Annotated in this window: 25 protein-coding genes; 14 read left to right on the top strand and 11 right to left on the bottom strand. The window is 26.0% G+C overall.

Annotated elements, in window-relative coordinates; all coding sequences use genetic code 11:
* Window positions 1-54: 54 nt before the first annotated feature.
* On the top strand, window positions 55-1,632 hold the full coding sequence (locus tag ACNSOS_RS08410) for a sensor histidine kinase (RefSeq protein ID WP_418184945.1): 1,578 nt from the start codon (window positions 55-57) through the stop codon (window positions 1,630-1,632).
* A 26-nt stretch (window positions 1,633-1,658) separates the two neighbouring features.
* Window positions 1,659-2,294 (top strand): response regulator transcription factor, encoded by a 636-nt coding sequence (locus ACNSOS_RS08405; RefSeq protein ID WP_418184944.1) that lies wholly within the window; start codon window positions 1,659-1,661, stop codon window positions 2,292-2,294.
* 26 nt (window positions 2,295-2,320) lie between these two features.
* Here ACNSOS_RS08405 and pyk read toward each other — a convergent pair whose 3' ends face one another.
* Window positions 2,321-3,814 (bottom strand): pyruvate kinase, encoded by a 1,494-nt coding sequence (gene pyk, locus ACNSOS_RS08400; RefSeq protein WP_418184943.1) that lies wholly within the window; start codon window positions 3,812-3,814, stop codon window positions 2,321-2,323.
* Between the two features lie 150 nt (window positions 3,815-3,964).
* On the opposite strand from pyk, the gene thiS reads away from it, so the two are divergent.
* From thiS to mqnE, 6 genes are all read left to right on the top strand, one after another.
* The gene (gene thiS / locus ACNSOS_RS08395) at window positions 3,965-4,165 is read left to right on the top strand and encodes a sulfur carrier protein ThiS (RefSeq protein ID WP_113892473.1); all 201 of its coding nucleotides are present in this window, start codon (window positions 3,965-3,967) and stop codon (window positions 4,163-4,165) included.
* Between the two features lie 2 nt (window positions 4,166-4,167).
* Entirely contained in the window at window positions 4,168-4,500 is a 333-nt protein-coding gene (locus ACNSOS_RS08390; protein ID WP_418184942.1) for a YraN family protein, read from the top strand.
* Between the two features lie 186 nt (window positions 4,501-4,686).
* Complete coding sequence (locus tag ACNSOS_RS08385; RefSeq protein ID WP_418184941.1) at window positions 4,687-5,790, top strand: aminotransferase class I/II-fold pyridoxal phosphate-dependent enzyme; 1,104 nt, start codon at window positions 4,687-4,689, stop codon at window positions 5,788-5,790.
* Entirely contained in the window at window positions 5,777-6,424 is a 648-nt protein-coding gene (locus tag ACNSOS_RS08380; protein ID WP_418184940.1) for a carbonic anhydrase, read from the top strand. Before ACNSOS_RS08385 ends, ACNSOS_RS08380 begins: the two co-directional genes overlap by 14 nt.
* Window positions 6,421-6,738, top strand: a complete 318-nt coding sequence (locus ACNSOS_RS08375) for a hypothetical protein (protein ID WP_418184939.1) — start codon at window positions 6,421-6,423, stop codon at window positions 6,736-6,738. The genes ACNSOS_RS08380 and ACNSOS_RS08375 overlap by 4 nt, the downstream gene beginning before the upstream one ends.
* 6 nt (window positions 6,739-6,744) lie before the next feature.
* Window positions 6,745-7,806, top strand: a complete 1,062-nt coding sequence (gene mqnE / locus ACNSOS_RS08370) for an aminofutalosine synthase MqnE (protein ID WP_418184938.1) — start codon at window positions 6,745-6,747, stop codon at window positions 7,804-7,806.
* Between the two features lie 5 nt (window positions 7,807-7,811).
* Here the strand turns inward: mqnE and ACNSOS_RS08365 are convergent, their stop codons facing one another.
* The 4 genes from ACNSOS_RS08365 to ACNSOS_RS08350 are packed head-to-tail and all read right to left on the bottom strand — an operon-like array spanning window position 7,812 to window position 11,578.
* Window positions 7,812-9,386, bottom strand: a complete 1,575-nt coding sequence (locus tag ACNSOS_RS08365) for a hypothetical protein (protein ID WP_418184937.1) — start codon at window positions 9,384-9,386, stop codon at window positions 7,812-7,814.
* 12 nt (window positions 9,387-9,398) lie between these two features.
* The gene (locus ACNSOS_RS08360; RefSeq protein ID WP_418184936.1) at window positions 9,399-10,013 is read right to left on the bottom strand and encodes a lysophospholipid acyltransferase family protein; all 615 of its coding nucleotides are present in this window, start codon (window positions 10,011-10,013) and stop codon (window positions 9,399-9,401) included.
* Window positions 10,013-11,317, bottom strand: a complete 1,305-nt coding sequence (gene miaB / locus ACNSOS_RS08355) for a tRNA (N6-isopentenyl adenosine(37)-C2)-methylthiotransferase MiaB (RefSeq protein WP_418184935.1) — start codon at window positions 11,315-11,317, stop codon at window positions 10,013-10,015. The genes ACNSOS_RS08360 and miaB overlap by 1 nt, the downstream gene beginning before the upstream one ends.
* 18 nt (window positions 11,318-11,335) lie before the next feature.
* A complete protein-coding gene (locus ACNSOS_RS08350; RefSeq protein ID WP_113892458.1) occupies window positions 11,336-11,578 on the bottom strand; it encodes an HP0268 family nuclease in 243 nt (80 codons plus the stop codon).
* Window positions 11,579-11,728: 150 nt separating this feature from the next.
* Between ACNSOS_RS08350 and nusA the strand changes: the two genes are divergently transcribed.
* A complete protein-coding gene (nusA, locus tag ACNSOS_RS08345; RefSeq protein WP_418184934.1) occupies window positions 11,729-12,901 on the top strand; it encodes a transcription termination factor NusA in 1,173 nt (390 codons plus the stop codon).
* A gap of 1 nt (window position 12,902) precedes the next feature.
* Window positions 12,903-14,306, top strand: coding sequence for a cysteine--tRNA ligase (gene cysS, locus ACNSOS_RS08340; protein ID WP_418184933.1), 1,404 nt, complete (start codon window positions 12,903-12,905; stop codon window positions 14,304-14,306).
* On the opposite strand, the gene ACNSOS_RS08335 is transcribed toward cysS, so the two are convergent.
* The 5 genes from ACNSOS_RS08335 to holA form a co-directional block, all read right to left on the bottom strand.
* Window positions 14,301-14,498, bottom strand: a complete 198-nt coding sequence (locus tag ACNSOS_RS08335; protein ID WP_418184932.1) for a hypothetical protein — start codon at window positions 14,496-14,498, stop codon at window positions 14,301-14,303. The genes cysS and ACNSOS_RS08335 overlap by 6 nt on opposite strands.
* A 75-nt stretch (window positions 14,499-14,573) precedes the next feature.
* Window positions 14,574-14,840, bottom strand: coding sequence for a 30S ribosomal protein S18 (rpsR, locus tag ACNSOS_RS08330; protein WP_113892450.1), 267 nt, complete (start codon window positions 14,838-14,840; stop codon window positions 14,574-14,576).
* Between the two features lie 16 nt (window positions 14,841-14,856).
* Complete coding sequence (locus ACNSOS_RS08325) at window positions 14,857-15,360, bottom strand: single-stranded DNA-binding protein (RefSeq protein ID WP_113892448.1); 504 nt, start codon at window positions 15,358-15,360, stop codon at window positions 14,857-14,859.
* A gap of 19 nt (window positions 15,361-15,379) precedes the next feature.
* Window positions 15,380-15,736 carry a 30S ribosomal protein S6 gene (gene rpsF / locus ACNSOS_RS08320; RefSeq protein WP_418184931.1) on the bottom strand — a complete coding sequence of 119 codons (357 nt, stop codon included), beginning with the start codon at window positions 15,734-15,736 and terminating at the stop codon, window positions 15,380-15,382.
* Window positions 15,737-15,820: 84 nt separating this feature from the next.
* Window positions 15,821-16,801: a DNA polymerase III subunit delta gene (holA, locus tag ACNSOS_RS08315; RefSeq protein WP_418184930.1), complete on the bottom strand. Its 981-nt coding sequence runs from the start codon at window positions 16,799-16,801 to the stop codon at window positions 15,821-15,823.
* A 66-nt stretch (window positions 16,802-16,867) separates the two neighbouring features.
* Here holA and fliW point away from each other — a divergent pair, with 66 nt between their 5' ends.
* Window positions 16,868-17,242, top strand: coding sequence for a flagellar assembly protein FliW (gene fliW, locus ACNSOS_RS08310; RefSeq protein ID WP_113892442.1), 375 nt, complete (start codon window positions 16,868-16,870; stop codon window positions 17,240-17,242).
* Here the strand turns inward: fliW and ACNSOS_RS08305 are convergent.
* Window positions 17,237-19,084: an RNB domain-containing ribonuclease gene (locus ACNSOS_RS08305; protein ID WP_418184929.1), complete on the bottom strand. Its 1,848-nt coding sequence runs from the start codon at window positions 19,082-19,084 to the stop codon at window positions 17,237-17,239. The genes fliW and ACNSOS_RS08305 overlap by 6 nt on opposite strands.
* 106 nt (window positions 19,085-19,190) lie before the next feature.
* On the opposite strand from ACNSOS_RS08305, the gene ilvC reads away from it, so the two are divergent.
* From ilvC to ACNSOS_RS08290, 3 genes are read left to right on the top strand one after another with little or no spacing between them, the layout of a single operon-like run.
* Complete coding sequence (gene ilvC / locus ACNSOS_RS08300) at window positions 19,191-20,213, top strand: ketol-acid reductoisomerase (RefSeq protein ID WP_418184928.1); 1,023 nt, start codon at window positions 19,191-19,193, stop codon at window positions 20,211-20,213.
* A 41-nt stretch (window positions 20,214-20,254) separates the two neighbouring features.
* Complete coding sequence (locus ACNSOS_RS08295) at window positions 20,255-21,436, top strand: divergent polysaccharide deacetylase family protein (protein ID WP_418184927.1); 1,182 nt, start codon at window positions 20,255-20,257, stop codon at window positions 21,434-21,436.
* A gap of 8 nt (window positions 21,437-21,444) precedes the next feature.
* Entirely contained in the window at window positions 21,445-22,218 is a 774-nt protein-coding gene (locus ACNSOS_RS08290; RefSeq protein WP_418184926.1) for a DNA-processing protein DprA, read from the top strand.

The following is a 22,218-nucleotide window of genomic DNA, read 5'->3' as shown; positions in this document are numbered from 1 at the left end:
AATTTTAGTATTTTTAAGTATTTTTTGTCTAAAATCTCTTTTTTAGGAGAAGAATTGGATATAAAATTACCAAAATCATCAACAATTTTATTTATTAATATTTTTATTCTTTTAATATTTACAATTTTTGTATATATTTTATTATATAAGAATATAAGTCTTAATAAATCAAAAAATCAAGAAGTTGTTTTTTATCAAATAAAAGAAAAAAGTAGTGTTTTACTCACAAAAATATTGTATAAATACTCTTTAGTCAAAGATAAAATTTTAGAAAAAAACTCTCTTGCAGTAGAGCTTTTAAAAAGTGGATTTAGTTTGGATACTATTTATAATGAACTTAATAAAGAGTATGAAAGCAATCCATTTAATCTATATATTTTAAATGAAAATCTTATAATTGAAGATAGTTCAATTTTTATTGATATATGCCAAGATTTAAGTTATGAAAAAAAAGATTATGCGAATATTATTACAAGTGTTTCAGTACCTGAATATGTATCTGAACTACAAAAATTTGCAAGTTATATAAATACTAAAATACCAAATTCAAATAAAATTTTACAATTATCTTTTAGTTATAACGAATTTGAAGAAGAGTTAAAAGAACTTCAAAATTTTTTAAATGATAATAAAGATATTCACAGTTATGAATCTTTTATATCTTTTGATAATTATATTGGTAATTTTACATTTAAAGATATCAAATCTACTAAAAATAGAATTGATGATATAGAAATGAGATTTCAAAAAGCACAGAAAGTACTCAATGTCCTGCAAAACTTCAATTATCAATCCTATGATGAAAAAATAGAAAATGATTATTTTCATATTATTTATTCTATACAAGATAGTCCTATATTTGATAAAGTAAAGTTAATATTTTATATAACTTTTAATGAAAATGCTTACCATGAAGATATTTTAAATATACGACTTTTATCTAGTATTATTTTTATTATAGGAGCTTTGACAATTTTCTTAATTTACAGATTAAGAACTATAGAACTTTTATTAAACTATAAAGATAAATTTATTGCCCACTCAATACATGAAATAAGAACTCCCCTTTCAATAATAAGTATAAATACTCAACTAAGAGAAAAATTATTTGGAAGTGATAAATTTACAAATAAAATTGAAGGAGCAATAAGAACTTTAGAAAATTCTTATGAAGATATGACATTTTTACATACAAAAGATAAAATTGAATATGAAATCATAGATATAAATCTAAAAAGAGCTTTAGAGAACCGTGTAAAATATTTTGATACTATTGCACATACTCAAAATAGGATTATAAAACTCGATATCCAAAATAATTATTTCTTAAAAATGGGCAAAATAGAGTTAAATAGACTGGTTGATAACAATATATCAAATGCTATAAAATACTCATATATTGGATCTACAATAAATATTATTTTAAAAGATAATATTTTAGAATTCCACTCTAATGGACAAAAAATACACAATCCAAAAGGAATTTTTAAAAGATATAAAAGAGAGGACAAAAATACTGGTGGTCATGGCTTAGGACTTGCAATTGTAAGTGATATTTGTAAAAAATATAACTTCAAAATTGAAGTTGAAAGTCAAGACTCAATAAATACATTTAGATATATATTATCTTAATTTCATTTTAAATATAGGGGATTTTTATGAAAATATTTTTACTTGAAGACGATTTTGCTTTAAATGAGTCCATCAAAGATATGTTAGAAACAGAAGATTTTGATGTGGACTCTTTTTATGATGGGAAAGAGGCATTAAACAACATTAAAAATGCTTATGACCTTTTTATATTGGATATTTTTGTACCAAACTTAAATGGTATTTTACTTTTAGAAAATATAAAAAAGATAAATCCAGAATCAATTGTGTTAATAATGAGTGCAAACATAGATATTTCTACAATTAAAGATGCTTATTCAAAAGGCTGTGATGACTATATTAAAAAACCATTTAATATACAAGAATTACTATTTAAACTTACAAAATTTAGAAAAGATAGTGATATATTCAAATTTGATGAAGATATTTTATTTGATAAGAAATTAAAAAAATTATTGTGTAAAAATAAGGAAATAAAACTTACAAAGAATGAAAAAAATCTTTTGTTATTACTTATAAATAATCGTGGTAAAACTGTCGATTATAATCTTATAGAAAACTTTATTTATGATGATGAACCTACAAGTTTAGATGCTATTAGAAGTTTAATAAAACGACTTAGAAAAAAATTTCCAAAAGAACTTATTTTCAATAATACAGATGAGGGATATTTTATAAAGTAAAAAGAGAGTTTTAAAACTCTCTTCTTTTATTCTTCTTCTTTAGAGTTTGTAGCTTTCTTCTCTTGTTTTGCTTTTTCTCTATTTTCTTTAAAGTTCATATAATACTCTATTTCACCAGAAGTTAAAATTTTAATTGTGTTCGTACTGCCTGGAATTCCAACTGGATAACCAACAGTTGCAATATAAAGTCCTTGTTTATTTAAAACCTCTTTTTTCTCAAGCATTCTTAACATTTTTTGTATCATTTTAGATGCTTGTGCTTCTTTTAAAGTTCCTACAGGTTCAACACCCCAAAGTGCAGTTAAAGAATTTAAAGTAGCTTTATCATGTGTAAATGTATATATAGGAGTTTTTGGTCTATATCTTGACATTTTTCTAGTTGAACTTCCACTACTTGTAAGTGATAAAATTCCATCTGCTCCTAAATCATCTGCTAATTTTGTAACTGTTGCTTGTATTACATCAAATTCATCTAAATATGAGAAATTATATCTCTTATCATGATTATAAATTTTCTCTGTTTGTGCAATAATATTATGCATAGTTTCAACTACATTTTCAGGATTTTCTCCAACAGCACTCTCTTCACTTAACATTACAATATCACTTCCATCTAAAACAGCATTTGCAACATCTGAGATTTCTGCTCTTGTTGCTCTTTCATTTTGTGTCATTGATAAAAGCATTTGAGTTGCAGTTATTACAGGGATTCCTCTTGCATTTGCTTTTTTGATAAGCATTTTTTGAATAGTTGGAACATCATAATAAGGAACTTCTATTCCCAAATCTCCACGTGCAACCATCAATCCATCACTTGCATCGATAATTTCATCTATATTTGAAACTGCATCAAATTTTTCTATTTTTGCTATAAGTTTACCTTTATAATCACCTAAAAGTCTTCTTGCTGTTATCATATCTTTTGCATTTTGAACAAATGAAATAGCAAAATAATCAACTTTATTTTCAACTCCCCAAGCGATATCGAGTTCATCTTTTTTTGTAATAACTTCAATATCAATAACTGTATTTGGGAAATTAACACCTTTTCTACTTGATAATGTTCCATTATTTTCAATTTGTGCTTTTACTTTTGGTTTTGTTTCAATTACTCTAGCTCGTATAGTTCCATCATAAAGATATATATATTCATTAACTTTTATTTTCCCTAAAATATCTGGATAATTTATACTTACAACATATTCCTTGTCAGATTTTTTATATCCTACTATTTCATCTTTTTCAAAAATTACAATATCATCTTTTTCTAATAAAAATGGCTCTTTTAAATCCCCCACCCTAACTTTTGGTCCTGAAATATCTTGTAAAATACCAACCGATTTTTTCTTATTTTTCATAGCTTGTCTAATATTATTTAAAGTTTCTAAGTGATATTCATGACTTCCATGAGAGAAATTTAATCTAAACATATTTGCACCAGCATCTATTAACTTTTCAATCATTTCTAAACTATTACTAGCTGGTCCTAAAGTTGCTAAAATTTTTGTCTTTTTTTCCATAAAGTCTCCTTTTTTGACTGTTGCAATATTATATTACATTCTTGATTACTTTATAGTTACATAATTATGTAATTTTTATTTATACATCTGAAAATAAGCCAACTCTTTGTATAATCTGAGCTTTTAAAATATTTAAAGAGGTATTAGTTTATGAAACTTATTATAAATGGTCAAACAAAAGAGTTTATAGATAATTTAACAATTCAAGAAATTATAGATAATTTACAAATTACAGATAAAGTTATGGCTTGTGCTGTTAATATGGATATTGTAAAAAAAGACAATTGGAATAAATTTCAACCAAAAGAAAATGATATAATAGAGCTTTTAAACTTTGTTGGCGGTGGTTGAAAATGAGTAAATCAAAAGGAGATGAAGCTGAAAGAAAAGCTGTTCTCTTTTTAAAAAATAAAGGTTTTGAAATAGTTGAAACAAACTTTTATGCTAAAAAATTGGGTGAAATAGACATCATAGCAAACTTAAAAAATGTTTATCATTTCTTCGAAGTAAAATCAGCAAATGATTATGAAACAGCCATATTAAATCTAACAAAACAAAAACTATCAAAAATAAAAAGAAGTGTCGAATACTATATTCAGAAAAACGAACTAGATTGCGCTTTTTGTATTGATGCAATCATTGTCACAAAAGATAAAATAAAAATCTTAGAAAATATAACTATATAAATAACCAAAGGTGAAGGTCGCAATAAACACCTCTGGCCCTCCTAACTATATTTTAATTAGTAGAGAAGAATTATAAGTTATTTCAATAGCAACAATCTAGCATTTAGAAATTATTTATAAATTTTTTACTTAACCTTTAAAATATCAGTTTTTAGGTACTATTACAATTTTATGTAAGGAATATTTTTGTACAAAAAAGAGTTAGAATCTATAGAAAAAGCAAACCGACTAAGAAATCGTATAGTTTTTGAAAAAAATTTAATCGATTTAGCTTCAAATGATTATTTAGGACTTTCTACAAGTAAAAAGCTTCTAAAAAAAGCTTACAAAAGAGTTTTAAGAAATCACTATTTTTCACCAAAATCATCTATACTAGTAAATGGATATTCAAAAATTCATAAAAAATTTGAAGAAAAATTGGCTTTTATAAATAACTTTGAAGATGCCATCATAGTAGGAAGTGGCTTTTTAGCAAATATATCAATGATTGAAGCATTAGTACGAAAAAATGATACACTTTTTATAGATGAAGATTATCATGCAAGTGGTATTTTAGCTACAAAACTTTTAAATAGTTCTCAAGTAATAGTTTTCAATCACAATGATGAGAAAGATTTGGAAAATAAACTCAATAGTTCTAATCGTATAGGAAGAAATATCATAGCAGTAGAAGGTGTTTACTCTATGGGTGGAGATTTAGTCAAAAAAGAGATTTTTGACATTGCTGATAAATATAATTCTATTTTAATAGTTGATGAAGCTCACAGTTCTGGTGTTCTAGGAAAAAATCTTTTAGGTATTTTTGATTATTACAATATAAAACCAAAAGAAAATCATATAAAAATGGGAACTTTAGGGAAAGCTTATGGCTCTTATGGAGCATATATCTTAGCTTCAAAAGATATTATAAAATTCTTAGAAAATAGAGCAAAACCTATTATATATTCAACTGCACCATCACTTTTTGATACAGCTTTAGGACTTGAAAGCTTAAAATATATTCAAAAGAAGAAAAAGAAATTAAATCAAAAAATTAAAGAAAAATTAACTATAATTCAAAGCTATTTAGGAATAAGTTCAAAATCACTTATTATTCCAATATTAGTAAATGACAATAAAAAAGTGTTGGAGATACAAAAATCTTTAAAAGGGAAAGGCTTTTTAATAGGAGCTATACGACAACCAACAGTTAAAAATGCAATTATTAGACTTATAGCGAAAATTGATGTGTCAAGTAATGACTTAATAGAGGTATGCAACTTAATAAAGGAACTCAATGCAAATAAATGATTTGATAAAAGGAAATAAAAAGTTTAGAGAAGCACGATTTTCAAAATATGAAACAGATTTAAAACAATTAGTAAAAACAGGTCAAAAACCAGAGGTTTTATTTATAGGTTGTAGTGATAGCCGAGTAACACCAGATTTGATGCTAGATACAAAACCAGGAGATATGTTTATTTTAAGAAATGTTGGAAATTTTGTTCCACCATACAATCCAGACAATGATTATCACGGAACTTCAGCTGCTATTGAATACGCAGTAAATGTTTTACATGTAAAACATATTATAGTTTGTGGTCATTCACACTGTGGAGCTTGCAAAAGTTTATATCAAGATTTAGAAAATTCTCCTGAATTATCAAATGTTAAAAAATGGCTAGAACTTGGTAAAAAAGCCAAAGAATATACTCTTCTTGCAACACCAAATAAAGAAGATAAAGAACAACTTTATAGAACAACAGAAAAAGTTTCTATTGTGTATCAAATGGAAAACCTTTTATCTTTTCCTTATATTGTAGAAAAAATTAAAAATAGCGAACTTCAAATTCATGGTTGGTACTACAAAATTGAAGATGGAACTATAGATTATTATGATGGAGAAGACTGTACATTTAAACCACTGGAAGATTACAAAAAATGAGTTATGAAGTAAGAAAACTACCTAAAAAAACAATTATAATCATCTCAATTATTGTAATTTTATCATTTGGAATATTTCTTATTCTCCAAATATTTAAAACACAAAGAATGGCTGAAATTTTAGATACTTTAGGACATAAAAATATTCAAAATCTAAAAGTTGTAAATAAATTAAGTGTAGAAGATATACAAACAAAACTAAGAAGTAGTGTATACAAAGTTGTTTTTTATGACAATGATATGCAAAAAACTTGTATGGGATTTGTTCATCACGAAAAAGATAACTCTTATACAAAAGATTTTGATTGTAAGTAGGTAGATATGGATATTTTAAAAAAGCTTGAAAATAATGAAAGATTAAATTTAGAAGATGGTATAAAACTTTATGATTTGGATTTAATAACTTTAGGAAAATATGCAAATAAAATAAGAGAAGAAAAACACCAAAAGAAAACATATTTTAATATAAATAGACATATAAATCCTACAAATATTTGTAAAGATGTTTGCCAGTTTTGTGCATATAGTGCAAGTAGAAAAAATCCAAATCAATACACTTTGACTCATGAAGAAATTTTAGATATTGTAAAAAACTCTTCAAAAAATGATATAAAAGAAGTTCATATTGTATCTGCTCACAATCCACACACTGGACTTACTTGGTATATGGAAATTTTCAAAAAGATAAAAACTAACTTTCCTCATATTCACGTAAAAGCTCTAACTGCAGCTGAAATTCACTTTTTAAGTAAACAATATGAGTTAAGTTATGAAGATATCATAAATACTATGATTGAATATGGTGTAGATTCTATGCCAGGTGGTGGAGCTGAAATATTTGATGAAAAGATAAGAAAAAGAATTTGCGGAGGAAAAGTCAGTTCAGAACAATGGCTGGAAATCCATAAGCTTTGGCATGAAAAAGGAAGAAAAAGTAATGCAACAATGCTTTTTGGTCACATAGAATCAAGAGAGCATAGAATTGACCATATGTTAAGACTTAGAAATTTACAAGATATTACAGGTGGCTTTAATGCCTTTATTCCACTTGTTTTTCAAACTCAAAATAACTATCTAAAGGTAAAAGAACCTGTAACTGCTCATGAGATATTAAAAACTTATGCAATAGCAAGAATAATGCTTGATAATATTCCAAATATAAAAGCATATTGGGCAACTTCAACTGTAAAACTAGCTTTAATTGCTCAAGAGTTTGGGGCAAATGATGTAGATGGAACAATAGAAAAAGAGTCTATTCAAAGTGCTGCTGGAGCTTCTAGTGCTAAAGGAGTTATCCAAAATGAGTTTATAGAACTTATAAGAAACTCTGGATTCATTCCAGTTGAAAGAGATAGTATTTATAATGAACTAAAAGTTTGGTAAAACTTTTAGTTTTTCAGTTGATTAAACTCTAAAACAAACTCTACTTCTATTCCTAAATCTGTATTTTTCATTACTATTGGATTTGCTAAAGTTATAGAATATAATTCACTATTTATATCTGTTAATAATTCAAAGAATTCTTTAGGTTCTTTTATTATTGCATTTACGCTAAAAGCAAATACATCAACTTTTGAAGCATCATATCTATCTATATATTTTACTATTGAGTTTTCAGGAAGTAACATTTTTAACTGTTCATTGATACTTTCAACATCAAAATCTTCATCTTGTAAATAATCTTTTGTAAATACTTTATATGTAACATCTTTTAATTCTAACTCGTTTTTAGCAATAACAATAGCTTCAAAATTTTCTAATTGTTTTTCATCTACTTTTTTTGAATCTACACTTGAATATATCGAATTTAAAGCTAAATTTAGAAGTTTCAAATTCTCATCATTTTTTGCTAAAACTTTTAATTCAACACTATTTGAGTTTAAAATAAAATTATTTATCATCAAATCATTTGGAACTGATTTAAAAATAGCTTCCACTCTTAACTCTTTTCTACTATTATTCAAAATATGATCAGGAAGTTTGTCCAAAACTAACTCTTTTTTAGCTTCAATCAAGTTTAGTTTTATAGCAATATTCTTAAAATCAATCATGCTATATATTTTATATGCTCCATAAAATAATATTGCAAATAAAATCACTAAAAATACATATCTAAAATCTCTTCTTTTTTTCTTTTTTCGTGGTTTTATAAAACTTTTTTGATTTAAATTATCTTGCGATAATTTAAATAGTTCTTCATCAATATCAATAGTATAATCATCAACTTTCAACATCAATTCTTGACTTAAATTAGATAATTGTTCTTTTGTAAGATTTCTTAATGCAAAAAGAATTGAAATTTTTTGTACAAAAATATCTTTGTGTTTTTGATGAAAGTTTTTCAATATTTTTTGTAATAACTCACTAAGTTCAAGAAAGTATAACTCATCATAAAGCTTTTGTCCTTCTAAATCATCCTCATAAAAATGTGATCTTCTTACAGCATCAAAAGTCAATAAATCTACAACTTCATTGTACACTATCACACTATTTTTATCAACTATTAAAATATATGCTCTGTTATTGTATATAAAAAATAGTAATTCATTTTTTGATTTATACTTTTGAATATGTGAATTTATAATATGAAAAGCAGAATATATAAAATCTACTCCCGTTTTTGCAAAATAATTTTGTGTTTCAAATAATGTTGTTTTTAAAACAGCAATATCATATAAACTATCAAAATTTACAATTTCACAATCTTTTACCTTTGAAGATAATGCTTTTGGAATAAGTTTTGTTGTATCACTTAGTAAAATAGTAGAAACATAACTAAAATCGTTCTCTTTTTGCCAAATATTAATCTTTTGAACAATATTATCAAGCAATACATCGCCATCTATCAAAAAAGTTGAATTATCGCTACTTTGTTCTTTGGAATTTAAATATTTTTTGTACTCAACTTTTAGTTGATTATTTTGCTTTACAGCATTTATGAAAAAAGTCTCTTTTTTAAACATAAGCATCCCTAATTATTTTAAAGAGTGGATTAACATTCTTTGTTTTATTATATTTTTTGCATCTTCTAATTCAAGTCCTTGAACACTAAATGGCTCACTTATATAAAAATCTATTCTACCAAATGGTTTTGGTAAAACAAACTTATCCCAAGATTTAAACTGCCAATATTTTGTAGGAACAGCATTAAAACATCTAATATCTTTTCCACTTTTTTGTGAAATTGTTACAATTCCATCTGCTACGCTATACCTAGGTCCTCTTGGTCCATCAGGAGTTATAGCTACATCATTTCCATCTTTCAATTCTCTTAAAGCACTTAAAAATACTTTTGCAGCACCCTTAGAACTAGAACCTCTAACAGAACCTATTCCAAAATTTTCAACAAGTTTTGCTATAATTTCACCATCTCTATTTTCACTTATCATAGCTTTTACAATTCCATCTTTTCTAAAAGTAAAATAGTTATATGGTTGAGACATCAAATCGCCATGCCACATACATATAATAAAAGCTTGTTTATCATATTTTTTAGGATGATGATATACCTTTTTATTTGTAGCATATATCAATTTAACTACTACATAAAGTAAATATGGAGCAAACTTTTTTTTAAATAATTTCCACATTAAGCTATAACTTCGCCTTTTAATGAAGTTCGTGTTACACTTGTAATTTTAATATCTACAAATTTACCTAATAATTCATCACTACCTTTGGCAAATACTTGATAATAGTTGTCCGTATAACCTGTTACTTCACCATTTGGCTTAAGACTTTCAACTAAAACATTTAAAGTTTGTCCAATCATAGAAGGCATTGAATCTTCCAAATATCTTTTATGAAGTTCTATAAGTTGTGTTAATCTCAAACTTCCTATTTCATCATCAATCTCTTTATCCTTGAACTCTAAAGCTTTTGTTCCAGGTCTAGCAGAATATTTAAAATTAAAAATTTGATCAAATTTTACTTGATTTACTACATCTAATGTATCTAAAAAATCTTCGTGAGTTTCACCAGGAAATGCCACAATAATATCTGTTGTAATTCTTAAATTTGGTACTAAATTTCTAAGTTTTGTAGCTCTATTTAAAAACCATTCTTTTGTATATCCTCTTCTCATAGCTTTTAAAATAGTAGTAGAACCACTCTGAAGTGGCATATGAATACACTTTGAAATTTTTTCATTTTTAGCAAACTCTTCTATAAATTCATCATCCATATGTAGAGGATGAGGAGATGTAAATCTTATTCTTTTTAAGCCATCTATCTTTGATATATCTTGTAGAAGTTTAGTAAAACTATATTTTCCTCTTTTATCGCTAAATCTTCTTCCATAAGAGTTTACATTTTGCCCTAAAAGCATAACCTCAACTGCACCTTGGTCAACAGCTTTTTGTATTTGAGAAACTATCATTTCTGGTGGAATAGAAATTTCTTCTCCTCTAGTACTTGGAACTATACAGTATGTACACTCTTTATCACACCCAACTGATATATTTACACTCGTTCTATATTGATTTGATGTTGCAGTTGCAAACTCATATTGTGAATCATCATTTGTAATAGCAACTTCAACTGAACCTTTTATATCAACAACATCTTTTATTTTTGATATATTTCTAGCTCCTAAAACAAAATCAACATATGGTGCTCGTTTTATAATATCTTGTCCTAAGTGTGAAGCTGTGCAACCACAAACTCCAATTTTTGCACCATTCTTTTTCTTTTTATTAAATTGCCCTATTTCAGAAAATAGTTTTTGAACAGGTTTTTCTCTAACAGAGCAAGTATTTATGATAATTAAATCTGCATCTTCTAGTTTATCAGTTTTAACATAGCCTTTATGCTTTTCAAGTTCTGCTTGAATATGCTGACTATCTGTGCCATTCATCTGACAACCTAAAGTCTGTATAAATAGTTTTTTACTCATATTTTTTAACACTTAAAATTAAAGTGCATGAACCTCATACATATACTCATCATCAGCTAAACCGTATTTTATTTCTCTAAAATATATATTAAATCCAATTTTTTCCAAAGCTTCAACTAAAGCCATCATATCTTTATGTGAATTGTCTTTATCAAAATAAAAAATCTTTTGTTTATCTTTAGCTAACTCATCTTTTATTTTGTCTAACTGTACTTTTTTTGGCTTTTCATTTAGCTCATTTCTAGCAAGTAATAATTCCATTTATTAAACCTTTTTTTTGATAATTAATCGGATATTCTATTCAAAAATTGCTTTAATTTGTATAAAAGGTATTTTTGATATACTATTGTATTAAACTCGCATTGAAAAATCACAATTACCATTTCAATGTTAAAAAAAGGGAAAATTATTATGGATAAAATAATAGATATTTTAGACTCTATTGCTTATGAAAAAGGGATAAAAATTACTGATGTTGAAAATGCACTTAAAGAAGCTTTAATTAAAACTGCACAAAAAATGGTTGATCACTCTTTAATATTTGATGCAAATGTTGATAGAGCAAATAAAAAACTTATCCTTCTTCAAAAAATCGAAGTAGTTGCAAATGATGATATAAGATTAAACGAAGATACAAAAGATGAAGAAGGAAATCCTTTAAATAAAGAAAATTTCATATCTCTTGATGATGCAAAAAATATCAATTCTGATTTAGATATAGGTGACTTTGTAAGTTATGAGTTAGAATTTGAGAATATGGGAAGAAATGCCGCAACAATTTTATCTTCTAACTTTGAATATAGACTTCAAAGATTTGTTGAAGAAAATGTTTTATCTAAATACAAAGAAAAAATAGGGAAAACTGTTTCTGGAGTTGTAACAAGAATTGATAAAAATGATAGCACTTTTATTGAAATTGGTGAAATAAAAGGTATTCTACAAAGAAAAAATAGAATTAAAGGTGAGAGTTTTAAAGTTGGTGATACTTTAAATGCTGTTGTAAAATCTGTAAATATAGATAAAACTTTAGGTCTTATTGTTGAATTATCAAGAACTAGCCCAAAATTTTTAGAGAATCTTCTAACTTTGGAAGTACCTGAACTTAAAGATCAAAAAATAATAATTGAAGCTAGTGCTAGAATTCCTGGAACTAGATCAAAAATAGCCCTTACAACTACAAATCCTCAAATAGATGCAATTGGTGCTATTGTTGGTGTAAAAGGTGTAAGAATAAACTCTGTTTCAAGTCAATTGCACAATGAAAGTATTGATTGTATAGAGTATTCAGCTATTCCTGAGATGTTTATTGCAAGATCTTTATCTCCTGCTATAGTAAATAGTGTAAAAGTTGAATCAACTCCAAATGGAAATGAAAAAGGTAAAGCTATTGTTACAATATTTAGTGATCAAAAATCAAAAGCTATAGGAAAAGCTGGGCTAAATATAAGACTTGCTTCAATGCTTACAAAATATGATATTGAATTGGTAGAAATTGAATCTAATAAAGATATTTCAACTACAAACAATACAGAAAATGAAGTAAAAATTAATGATACTTCATCATTAGAAGCACTATTTAAATAAAATGAAAAAGCTTTACATTTATGACTCTTCAAAAAAAGAGAAAGTAGAATTTAGCTCAATAAAACCAAATATTGCAAAAATCTATGTTTGTGGACCAACGGTTTACGATGATTCACATTTGGGTCATGCAAGGAGTGCTATTGCTTTTGATTTACTTCATAGAGTTTTAAAAGAAAATGGTTATGAAGTAATTATGACAAAGAATTTTACTGATATTGATGATAAAATCATCAAAAAAATGAATGAGAGTGGTAAAACTTTAGAAGAAATCACAAATTTTTATATAAAAGCATATAAAAATGATATGAAATCTTTAAATATCTTAGCAAATTCCATAGAACCAAAAGCAACTGAAAATCTTGAGGCTATGAAAAATATGATTGAAAATCTGCTTTTAAAAGATATCGCATATAAAACAAGTGATAGTATCTATTTTGATGTTTCAAAAGATCCAAATTATGGGACTTTATCAAAAAAAATAAATGATGAAAATACTATTTCAAGAGTTGAGATAAATAAAGAAAAAAGAAATAATGCTGATTTTGCTTTATGGAAATTTGAAAAAGAGAATGATATTAGTTTTGGTGCAACTTTTGGAAAAGGTCGTCCTGGATGGCATATAGAGTGTAGTGCAATGATTGATAAACATTTAGCTTATAAAAATGAAAAATTTCAAATAGATATTCATGCTGGAGGAGCAGATTTGCTTTTTCCTCACCACGAAAATGAAGCTAGTCAAACAAGATGTGCAACAAATCAACACTTAGCTAAATATTGGATGCATAACGGTTTTGTAAATATTAATGGTGAAAAAATGAGTAAATCATTAGGTAATTCATTTTTTTTAAAAGATGTTTTAAAATCTTACAGTGGTGAAGTTATAAGATTTTATCTTATGAGCACTCATTATAGAGCTGATTTAAGTTTTAATGAAGAAGATTTAATAGCTTCTAAAAAACGACTTGATAAGCTTTATAGACTTAAAAAAAGAGTTTATGGAGTTGAATCTTTAAATGTAAATGGTAAATTTAAAGAAGATATTTTAAATGCTTTAAATGATGATATAAATACTTCAATAGCTCTTTCAATTATTGATGAAATGATAAATATTGCAAATGATAAACTAGATTCAAACCCTAAAGATAAAAATCTAAAAAAAGAAATTATTTCAAATATAGAGTTTTTAGAAAATTCTATTGGTGTTGGAGGAAAGGATGCTTACTCATATTTTCAATTTGGAATTGATGATATGACAAAACAAAAAATTGAAGATTTAATAAAACAAAGAGATGAAGCTAAAAAAATGAAAGATTTCCAAGCTGCTGATAAAATAAGAGATGAATTATCATCAATGAATATTTCGCTTATGGATACAACAAATGGAACTGTTTGGGAAAAACTATAATTTTTCTTCAAACTCTTCTAAAAGTTTAGGCATCTTTTGACCAATTTCTTTAAAATCATACTTAAAACTTTCTACAACAACACTATATAAATTATGATTTTTATACTTTTTATGCCACTCTAGCTCTTTATTTTCATATAAATTATAGTACTCAAAACGAAGTTTTAAAGCTATTTTTAGTTTATTTTTCAATATTAGTCCTATTTTATAAATAAAAAAAGGAAGAAGATAAAATCTCCTTCCTTTTATATTTTTATAAATTTTATATTATAAGAATGTTTTTGCGTAAGCTGTATCTGTGATATTTTTTGTATCAACAATATATGGAACTAATGCCATATGTCTTGCTCTTTTAATAGCTTTTTCTACCATTTCTTGAGCATTCTTAGAATTTCCAGTAAGTCTTCTAGGCATAATTTTACCTCTTTCACTCATTGAAATTTTTAATAAATCTATATTTTTGTAGTCAATAAAATCAACTTTCATCTCTGTATATTTACAAGATTTTTTTCCGTATTTTCTTCTTTCAGCCATAATTAACTCCTTTTTTCTAAAACGGTATTTCGTCGTCTATATCAATTTCAGGAATATTCTGCTCAACTCTTGGTTTTTGCTGTTCTCTTCCTGCACCATTGTAATCATTATTATACGAATTAGAAGGTTCATTATATTGGTTGTTCTGCATAGGTTGATTATAGTTTTGATTATATCCACCTTGTTCTGATGAACCTTTTGAATCTAACATTTTCATTTCATCAACTCTTAATGAATGTCTACTTCTAGTAGTTCCATCTTGTGCAGTCCATTGTTCAAATACAAGTCTTCCTTCTAGTAAAACTTTAGAACCTTTTTTTAAGTACTGATTAGCAACTTCAGCTGCCCTTCCAAACATATTAAAATCTAAAAAACAAACTTCTTCTTTTTGTTCACCAGTTTGTGACTTAAATCTAAAAGATGTTGCAATAGCACTTTTAGCTAAAGCAGAACCAGATGGTAAATATCTTAATTCTATATCTCTAGTTAAATTTCCAACCATAATTACTTTATTATACATATAAGGTCCTTTCTAAGTATTACTTAGCAGCTCTTTTTATAGCTTCTTCACTCATTTTTGTCCAAGAAGTAACTTCTTTTTTAGACTCATATTTTATAAAAATAAATCTTATTAATTGCTCATTATTTCTATAATTTCTTTCAATTTCAGCAAGTGAAGCAGCTGGTGCTTTAAAATAAGCTACAAAATAGTAACCTCTTTTACATTTTTCAATTTCGTATGCTAACTCTTTAATTCCAATATTTTCAGTTGCAACAATTTCAGCTCCATTTTTTTCAAATAGTGCTTTTATACCATCAAGTTGTGCTACAGTCTCTTCTTCAGTTAATGTAGGCTTTAAAATAAACATTGTTTCATAATGTTTTAATTTTGACATTTGTTCTCCTTATAGATTGTGCCGATTTTCTTTACATTTCCTAGTCTATCAGCAAGGATTAATTTTTTTGTAAAGTTTGTGATTTTATCTAAACAAAACTATAAATTTTCTTAAACTAGCTTGTAGATATAGGTTTATATTATCTATTTTTGATGTTTTCATCTCTAATTCAAGTTTTAATATAAACTCTAACATCTTTAAAAATTGTTTCGGTTTTATATTTATTGCTAATTTTGATTTACTTTCCCAAATATGTTTTGGAGGATTGTATCCTAAAATTTCAATAGGATTTGCAACAGCATAAATTCTTGCATGAGAACTAATCATAAATAGTTGTTGAATAAAAGATGCAATTTGATTTAATATAAAAATCTCATTCATCCCCTCTTCCAACAAACTTTTTATATCTTCACTTATATCCTTAAAATTAAGTAGATTTTGTAAAAAATCATCAAAATTTACACTTCCAACACCAAAACAGTGTAAATCAATAGTTTTAATACTTATTTTTTCATTTAAAATAGCAAGTTTATTCAAATCATTTGAAGCCAAACTCAAATCTTGCCTATGCATAAAATATAAATGACTTAAAGCACTATCTTCATAATCAATTTTCAGCCTTTTTGCTTCATTTTGCAAAAAACCTATTGCTTCATTATTATTCAAAGAAAAAAATCTAACAGCACAAGCATTATTTTTTAAACTAAAGCTTGTTTCCATAGATTTAAAATCTGTATCACCCATACAAGCAAGTATCAAAGTACTATCTTTATTTGTGTTACAAGCTTCAATCAAAGTATCTAACTCTTTTTTGGGTATCTTCTTCTCTACTTTTATTAGCATTACATTATTTGAAGCAAATAGTGATGATTGTAAAAGCCTATCTTTAGCATACTTAAAATTGTACTCTTCAAAATACAATTTTTCTATCTCATCATCACAAGCAACTATTTTTGCAATTAAAGAAGAGTATTGTTCTATTAAAAACGTGGATTGTCCATAAAACATATAAGCATTAAACTTTTTATTTTGTTGTAAATATTTATCGAATTCATTTTTATACATAAGTAAAATATTATCCTAAGTTTTCTTTTATTATAATTTTATTATTTTTTAATTAAGGGGTTTTTAATGTACAAAATAGTTCTTCCTATACTAGGTTTTGAAAATAATTCAAGTTTAGAAATCGAAAAAGTTGATGAGTTTTTCTCATTTTTGAAATTAGATAAAGATACTAAAATATCTGTTATAAATATCAAAGCATTAAATAAAGTATCATTTGATTTTGTTATAGATAAATCTAGTTTAGAAAAATTAAAAATTAGTTCAAAAGATGATTTTGAAACTTATTTTATAGTTGTTTCACAAGATCCTGTAGAGCATTCAATTATAAACTTGGTTGCTCCAATTTTTGTAAATGAAAAAGAAAAGCTAATTGGTCAATATGTTACAAGCGAACAAGTTGAACCATATTTAGCTTCTTTAAATAAATGCGTACATTTATAGTATTGTAGCAACTATAATTTTAGTTGCTATATTTACAGAAACTATTCTTACTTTTACTTTTGAGAATAGTTTTTGTGCTTTGTAATTTTCCAAAACAACTTTTAATCCAACCATTTTATCATAACAAACAGCTTTAGCTCTTTGAATATCAACAACTTTTACTTTTAACTCAGTCCCAATATTATTTTTCGCCCATCTTGCATATTTTCTATCTTCAAAATCCCATACAATAGTATCTATTTTTCTTTCTTGATTTGATATATGTAAACAAATATCATCTATATCTTTTGGTATTTGTTTTGTTTTTAACATACGATGTAAAACCAAATCAGAGTATCTTCGTATAGGACTTGTGAAATGAGAATATGAAGAAAATCCTAAACCAAAATGCCCTAAATTTTTTGAACTATATTTTGCTTGAGTTAAGCTTTGAATTATCAGTTCATCTATTTCACTACTTAAAAGTGCTTTTTTTGCCTCTTCTTGGATATGTGTAATTGTACTATTTACACTATCTTGTAATTTTGCTTTAACTCCCAAAATATTTACATCATCAACTAATTTTGAAATATTCTTAAAAGATGGTTCTTCATGAATTCTAAAAATTCCAATATTTCCAACCTTTTTACTAGCTTCAATATTTGCCAATAACATACACTCTTCTACTAACTGATGAGAAGCAGTAGAAGTTTCAACTTCTATACTCTGTAAAAGATGATTTTTAAGTTTAAGTCTATTTTCTTGAGTTCTAAAATCAAAACCTTTTTTTAATCTTTTTACTCTAAGTTTTTTTGTAACTTCATAAAGAGAAAGTAAATCATCAAAAATATCTTTTTCTAAGCTTGTATAAGTATCAAAATACCCATCAATAACTCTGTCTATTCTACCATAAGAAAAATTCCTATGTGATTTGATAACAGCTTCAAAAAGTTCAGATTTTTTAACACTCAAAGTTTTTAAATCTAATTCCAGTTTAAATACAAAAGCATATCGTTCTTCTTGCTCTTTTAATGAACAAAGATTTTCACTTAAAATAGCAGGAAGCATAGGTAAAGTTCTTGAAGGTAAATATATAGTTGAAGATTTCTTATATGCCAATTTGTCGAGTTCGCTATTCTCTTTTACAAAAAATGAAACATCTGCTATTGCTACATATAATATTTGACTTTTTTCATCATAATATATTGCATCATCATGATCTTTTGCACTATTTGGATCAATAGTACAAAATGGTAAATTTCTTAAATCAACTCTTTGTTTTTCATCATTCATTGAAGATTCTGGTTCAATTTTTATCTCATCTCTATAAGTTTCACCATTTAAGTATAAAGATATAAATTCATCTATTTTTGGCTCATCTAAATTTCCAATAAATTTAATCTCTTCAAAATCTTTATTGTCAATAATCAAAACATCATTTTCTTGGTATTTTGTAGATTTATTACTTTTTAACTCTATATGTTCCTTTAGTGTATAAAATTTTTTATCATTAATATATACCAAAAGTTCAGCTTTTTTTCCATCAATTACCTTGATAATTTTTGCTTTTGTTTTACTTCTTGGATTAAAAACTCTTTTTGCTAAAACTAAATCATTATCAAATGCTCCATTTAATTCATCTAATTCAATTTTTATATTTTTAAGTGGTGTTAGTAAATCTTCCAATATAGCAAAGTTTTTTTCTATTTTTAAAGTTGCTATTTTGTATTTTGAATTTATCTCATAATTTTCATCTATTTTTATTACAATTTCATCTTTTATAAATTTTTCTAACTCTTTTTTTTCACTATTTGAAAAATCTTTTATATTTTTTTGAATTTTTATAAATAACTCTTTTAACAATTTTATATCCTTTTTATATTTAACTATATTGTAGTGGTTTAAATCTTATATTTAGTTAGCTTTTTGTATAATCTTACTAAATTTTTTTAAAAACAGAGGATAAAAAATGGCAATAAATGTATTCTATGACAAAGATTGTAATATCGAGTTAATCAAATCAAAAAAAGTTGCAATGATAGGTTTTGGTTCACAAGGACACGCTCACGCTGAAAATTTAAGAGATAGTGGTGTTGAAGTTGTTGTTGGTTTAAGAAAAGATGGAAGTTCTTGGAAAAAAGCTGAAGCTAAAGGTTTCAAAGTTTTAACAGTAGCTGAAGCTACAAAAATTGCTGATGTAGTTATGATTCTTTTACCAGATGAAAATCAAGCTGATATCTACGCAAATGAAATCAAACCAAATTTAAAAGATGGTGCATATTTAGCATTTGGTCATGGATTTAACATTCACTACAAAAGAATTATTCCTTGCTCAAAAACAAATGTTATGATGATTGCTCCAAAAGCTCCAGGACATACTGTAAGAAGTGAATTTACAAAAGGTGGAGGAATTCCAGACTTAATTGCTGTTCATCAAGATGCAAGTGGTGATACAAAAGCTGTTGCTTTAGCATATGCAAGTGCAATTGGTGGTGGAAGAACAGGAATTATTGAAACAACTTTCAAAGATGAAACTGAAACTGACCTTTTTGGAGAACAAGCTGTTCTTTGTGGTGGAGCAACTGCTTTAGTTCAAGCTGGATTTGAAGTATTAACAGAAGCTGGATATGAACCAGAAATGGCATATTTTGAGTGTTTACATGAATTGAAATTAATCGTTGATTTAATGTATGAAGGTGGAATTGCAGATATGAGATACTCTATTTCAAATACTGCTGAATATGGGGATTATGTAAGTGGTCCTAGAGTTATCAATGATGAATCTAAAAAAGCTATGAGACAAATCTTAAAAGAGATTCAAAATGGTGTATTTGCTAAAGACTTTATCCTTGAAGGACAAGCAGGATACCCAAGAATGAATGCTGAAAGAGCATATACAAGAGCTTCATTATTAGAGCAAACTGGTGTTAAATTAAGAAATATGATGCCTTGGATTGCTTCTAAAAAAATAGTAAATCAAGAAACTAACTAATTATTTTAAGAGCTTTCGCTCTTGAAATATCTTTTTTATTTATGACTAAAAAAACTAGAAAAAAACGAAAAATATCCCCAATAAAAAAAGCTTTAAGAAAAAAGAACTTAGCTAAAAATATTATCATTGTACTACTAATCATTTTATCATTTTTAGCGGTTACTTACTTCCTTTTTGATAAAGATATCAAAAATATAAAAATTGAAAAAAGTGACAATATTTTAAAAGAAAAGAAATTATATACAAATGAAGAAGTGATGGAAGAAGTTTTATCAAATATAAACTCTTCTAAAAAAGATATTTTAATAGATACTATAAAAAAATTAGATGAAAAAGAAGCTTATGAAGAGAATCTAAAAAAAGATATAAAAGATGATGTATTTAAAAAAGTTGAAGAGATAGAAAAAGAAGAACCTAAAAAAATCACACAAGAAAATAATAAAAATATTGAAATCAAAGAAGAACCAGTTTCTGAAATAAAAGACGAAATTATTGAAGATCCAAAACAAAAAAAAGAAGATAAAAAATCACTTATAACAAAAAAAGATTCATTTAAATATGATTCAAAATCTAAACCAAAATTAGCAATAGTAATAGATGATGTGGTAACAAAAACCCAAAAAGATAAAATCATAAATTTAGGTTATCCCGTAACAATGGCTTTTTTACCTCCAACAAAAGGGCATCCTGAATCTGCTAAAATTGCAAAAAATTTACCCTTTTATATGATACATTTTCCACTACAAGCCTCAAGCGGATTTAAAAATTTTGAGGAAAATACATTAAATATAAACGACTCTTATGAAACAATAGAGAAAAGAGTAAAAAAATTAAGAGAGTGGTATCCAAATGCAATTTATACAAATAACCACACAGGTTCAGTATTTACACAAAATTATGAAGCTATGGATAAACTATTTCGTGCTTTAAAAAAATATAATTTTATATTTGTAGATAGTAAGACTTCTCCAAATTCTACTGCAAAAGAGTTATCAATTAAATATAAAATGCCTTATATCGTAAGAGATGTTTTTTTGGATAATGATAGAGATTTTGTATCTGTTCAAAAACAACTAAAATCAGCCATAAATATAGCTAAAAAAAATGGTTATGCAATAGCAATTGGACATCCTTATGATATTACACTTAAAGTTTTGAAAGAGTCTAAAAATCTATTAAATGAAGTTGAATTAATTTTTATAAATCAACTTCCTTACCTTTGAGTTTTTTTATGATAAATCATATTGAAGTTCAAATTCCAGAACTAAAGATAATGAGTAAATATCCAAAAGATTTATTTTATATAGGAAATTTAGAACTACTAAAAAGAAAAAAAATTGGTGTAATAGGAAGTAGGAATCCAAGCCAATATTCTGCAAATATGACACAAAAAATTGTAAGTTTATTATCTCAATCTGGAAATGTAATCGTAAGTGGTGGAGCAATAGGAATAGATACTATTGCTCATAAATCTGCTGGATTTAATAATACTATTATGGTAAGTGGAACAGGGCTTGATATTCGCTATCCAGCTATAAATAAAAAAATGATTTGTGATATTGAGCAGCAAGGATTGGTTTTAAGTCAATTTAAGCAAAACACTCCTTCATTACCAAGAAATTTTGCTATAAGAAATGAAATTATAGTTGCATTATCAGATATTTTAATAGTTGCTTATGCTGATTTAAAATCAGGAAGTATGAGAAGTATTGAATATGCAATAAAAATGCAGAAAGATATCTATGTTCTTCCTCATAGAATTGGAGAAAGTGAAGGGACAAATCAACTTTTAGCAAAAGGCAAAGCAAAAGCTATCTATGATGTTGTTGAGTTTGTATCACAATTTGGGTCTATTCAAAAAGATGAAGTAAAAGATGATTTTATAGATTATTGTAAAACAAATCCTCCATACAATGAAGCTGTTTTTAAGTATAGTGATAAAGTTTTTGAATATGAATTATTAGGAAAAATTGAGATAAAAGATGGAAAAGTAGTAGTAAAATAA

The organism is Aliarcobacter vitoriensis, from assembly GCF_048320235.1.
Lineage (GTDB): Bacteria > Campylobacterota > Campylobacteria > Campylobacterales > Arcobacteraceae > Aliarcobacter > Aliarcobacter vitoriensis.
The sequence above is the reverse complement of the archived record's forward strand: the minus strand, read 5'-3'. Positions and strand labels throughout refer to the sequence as shown.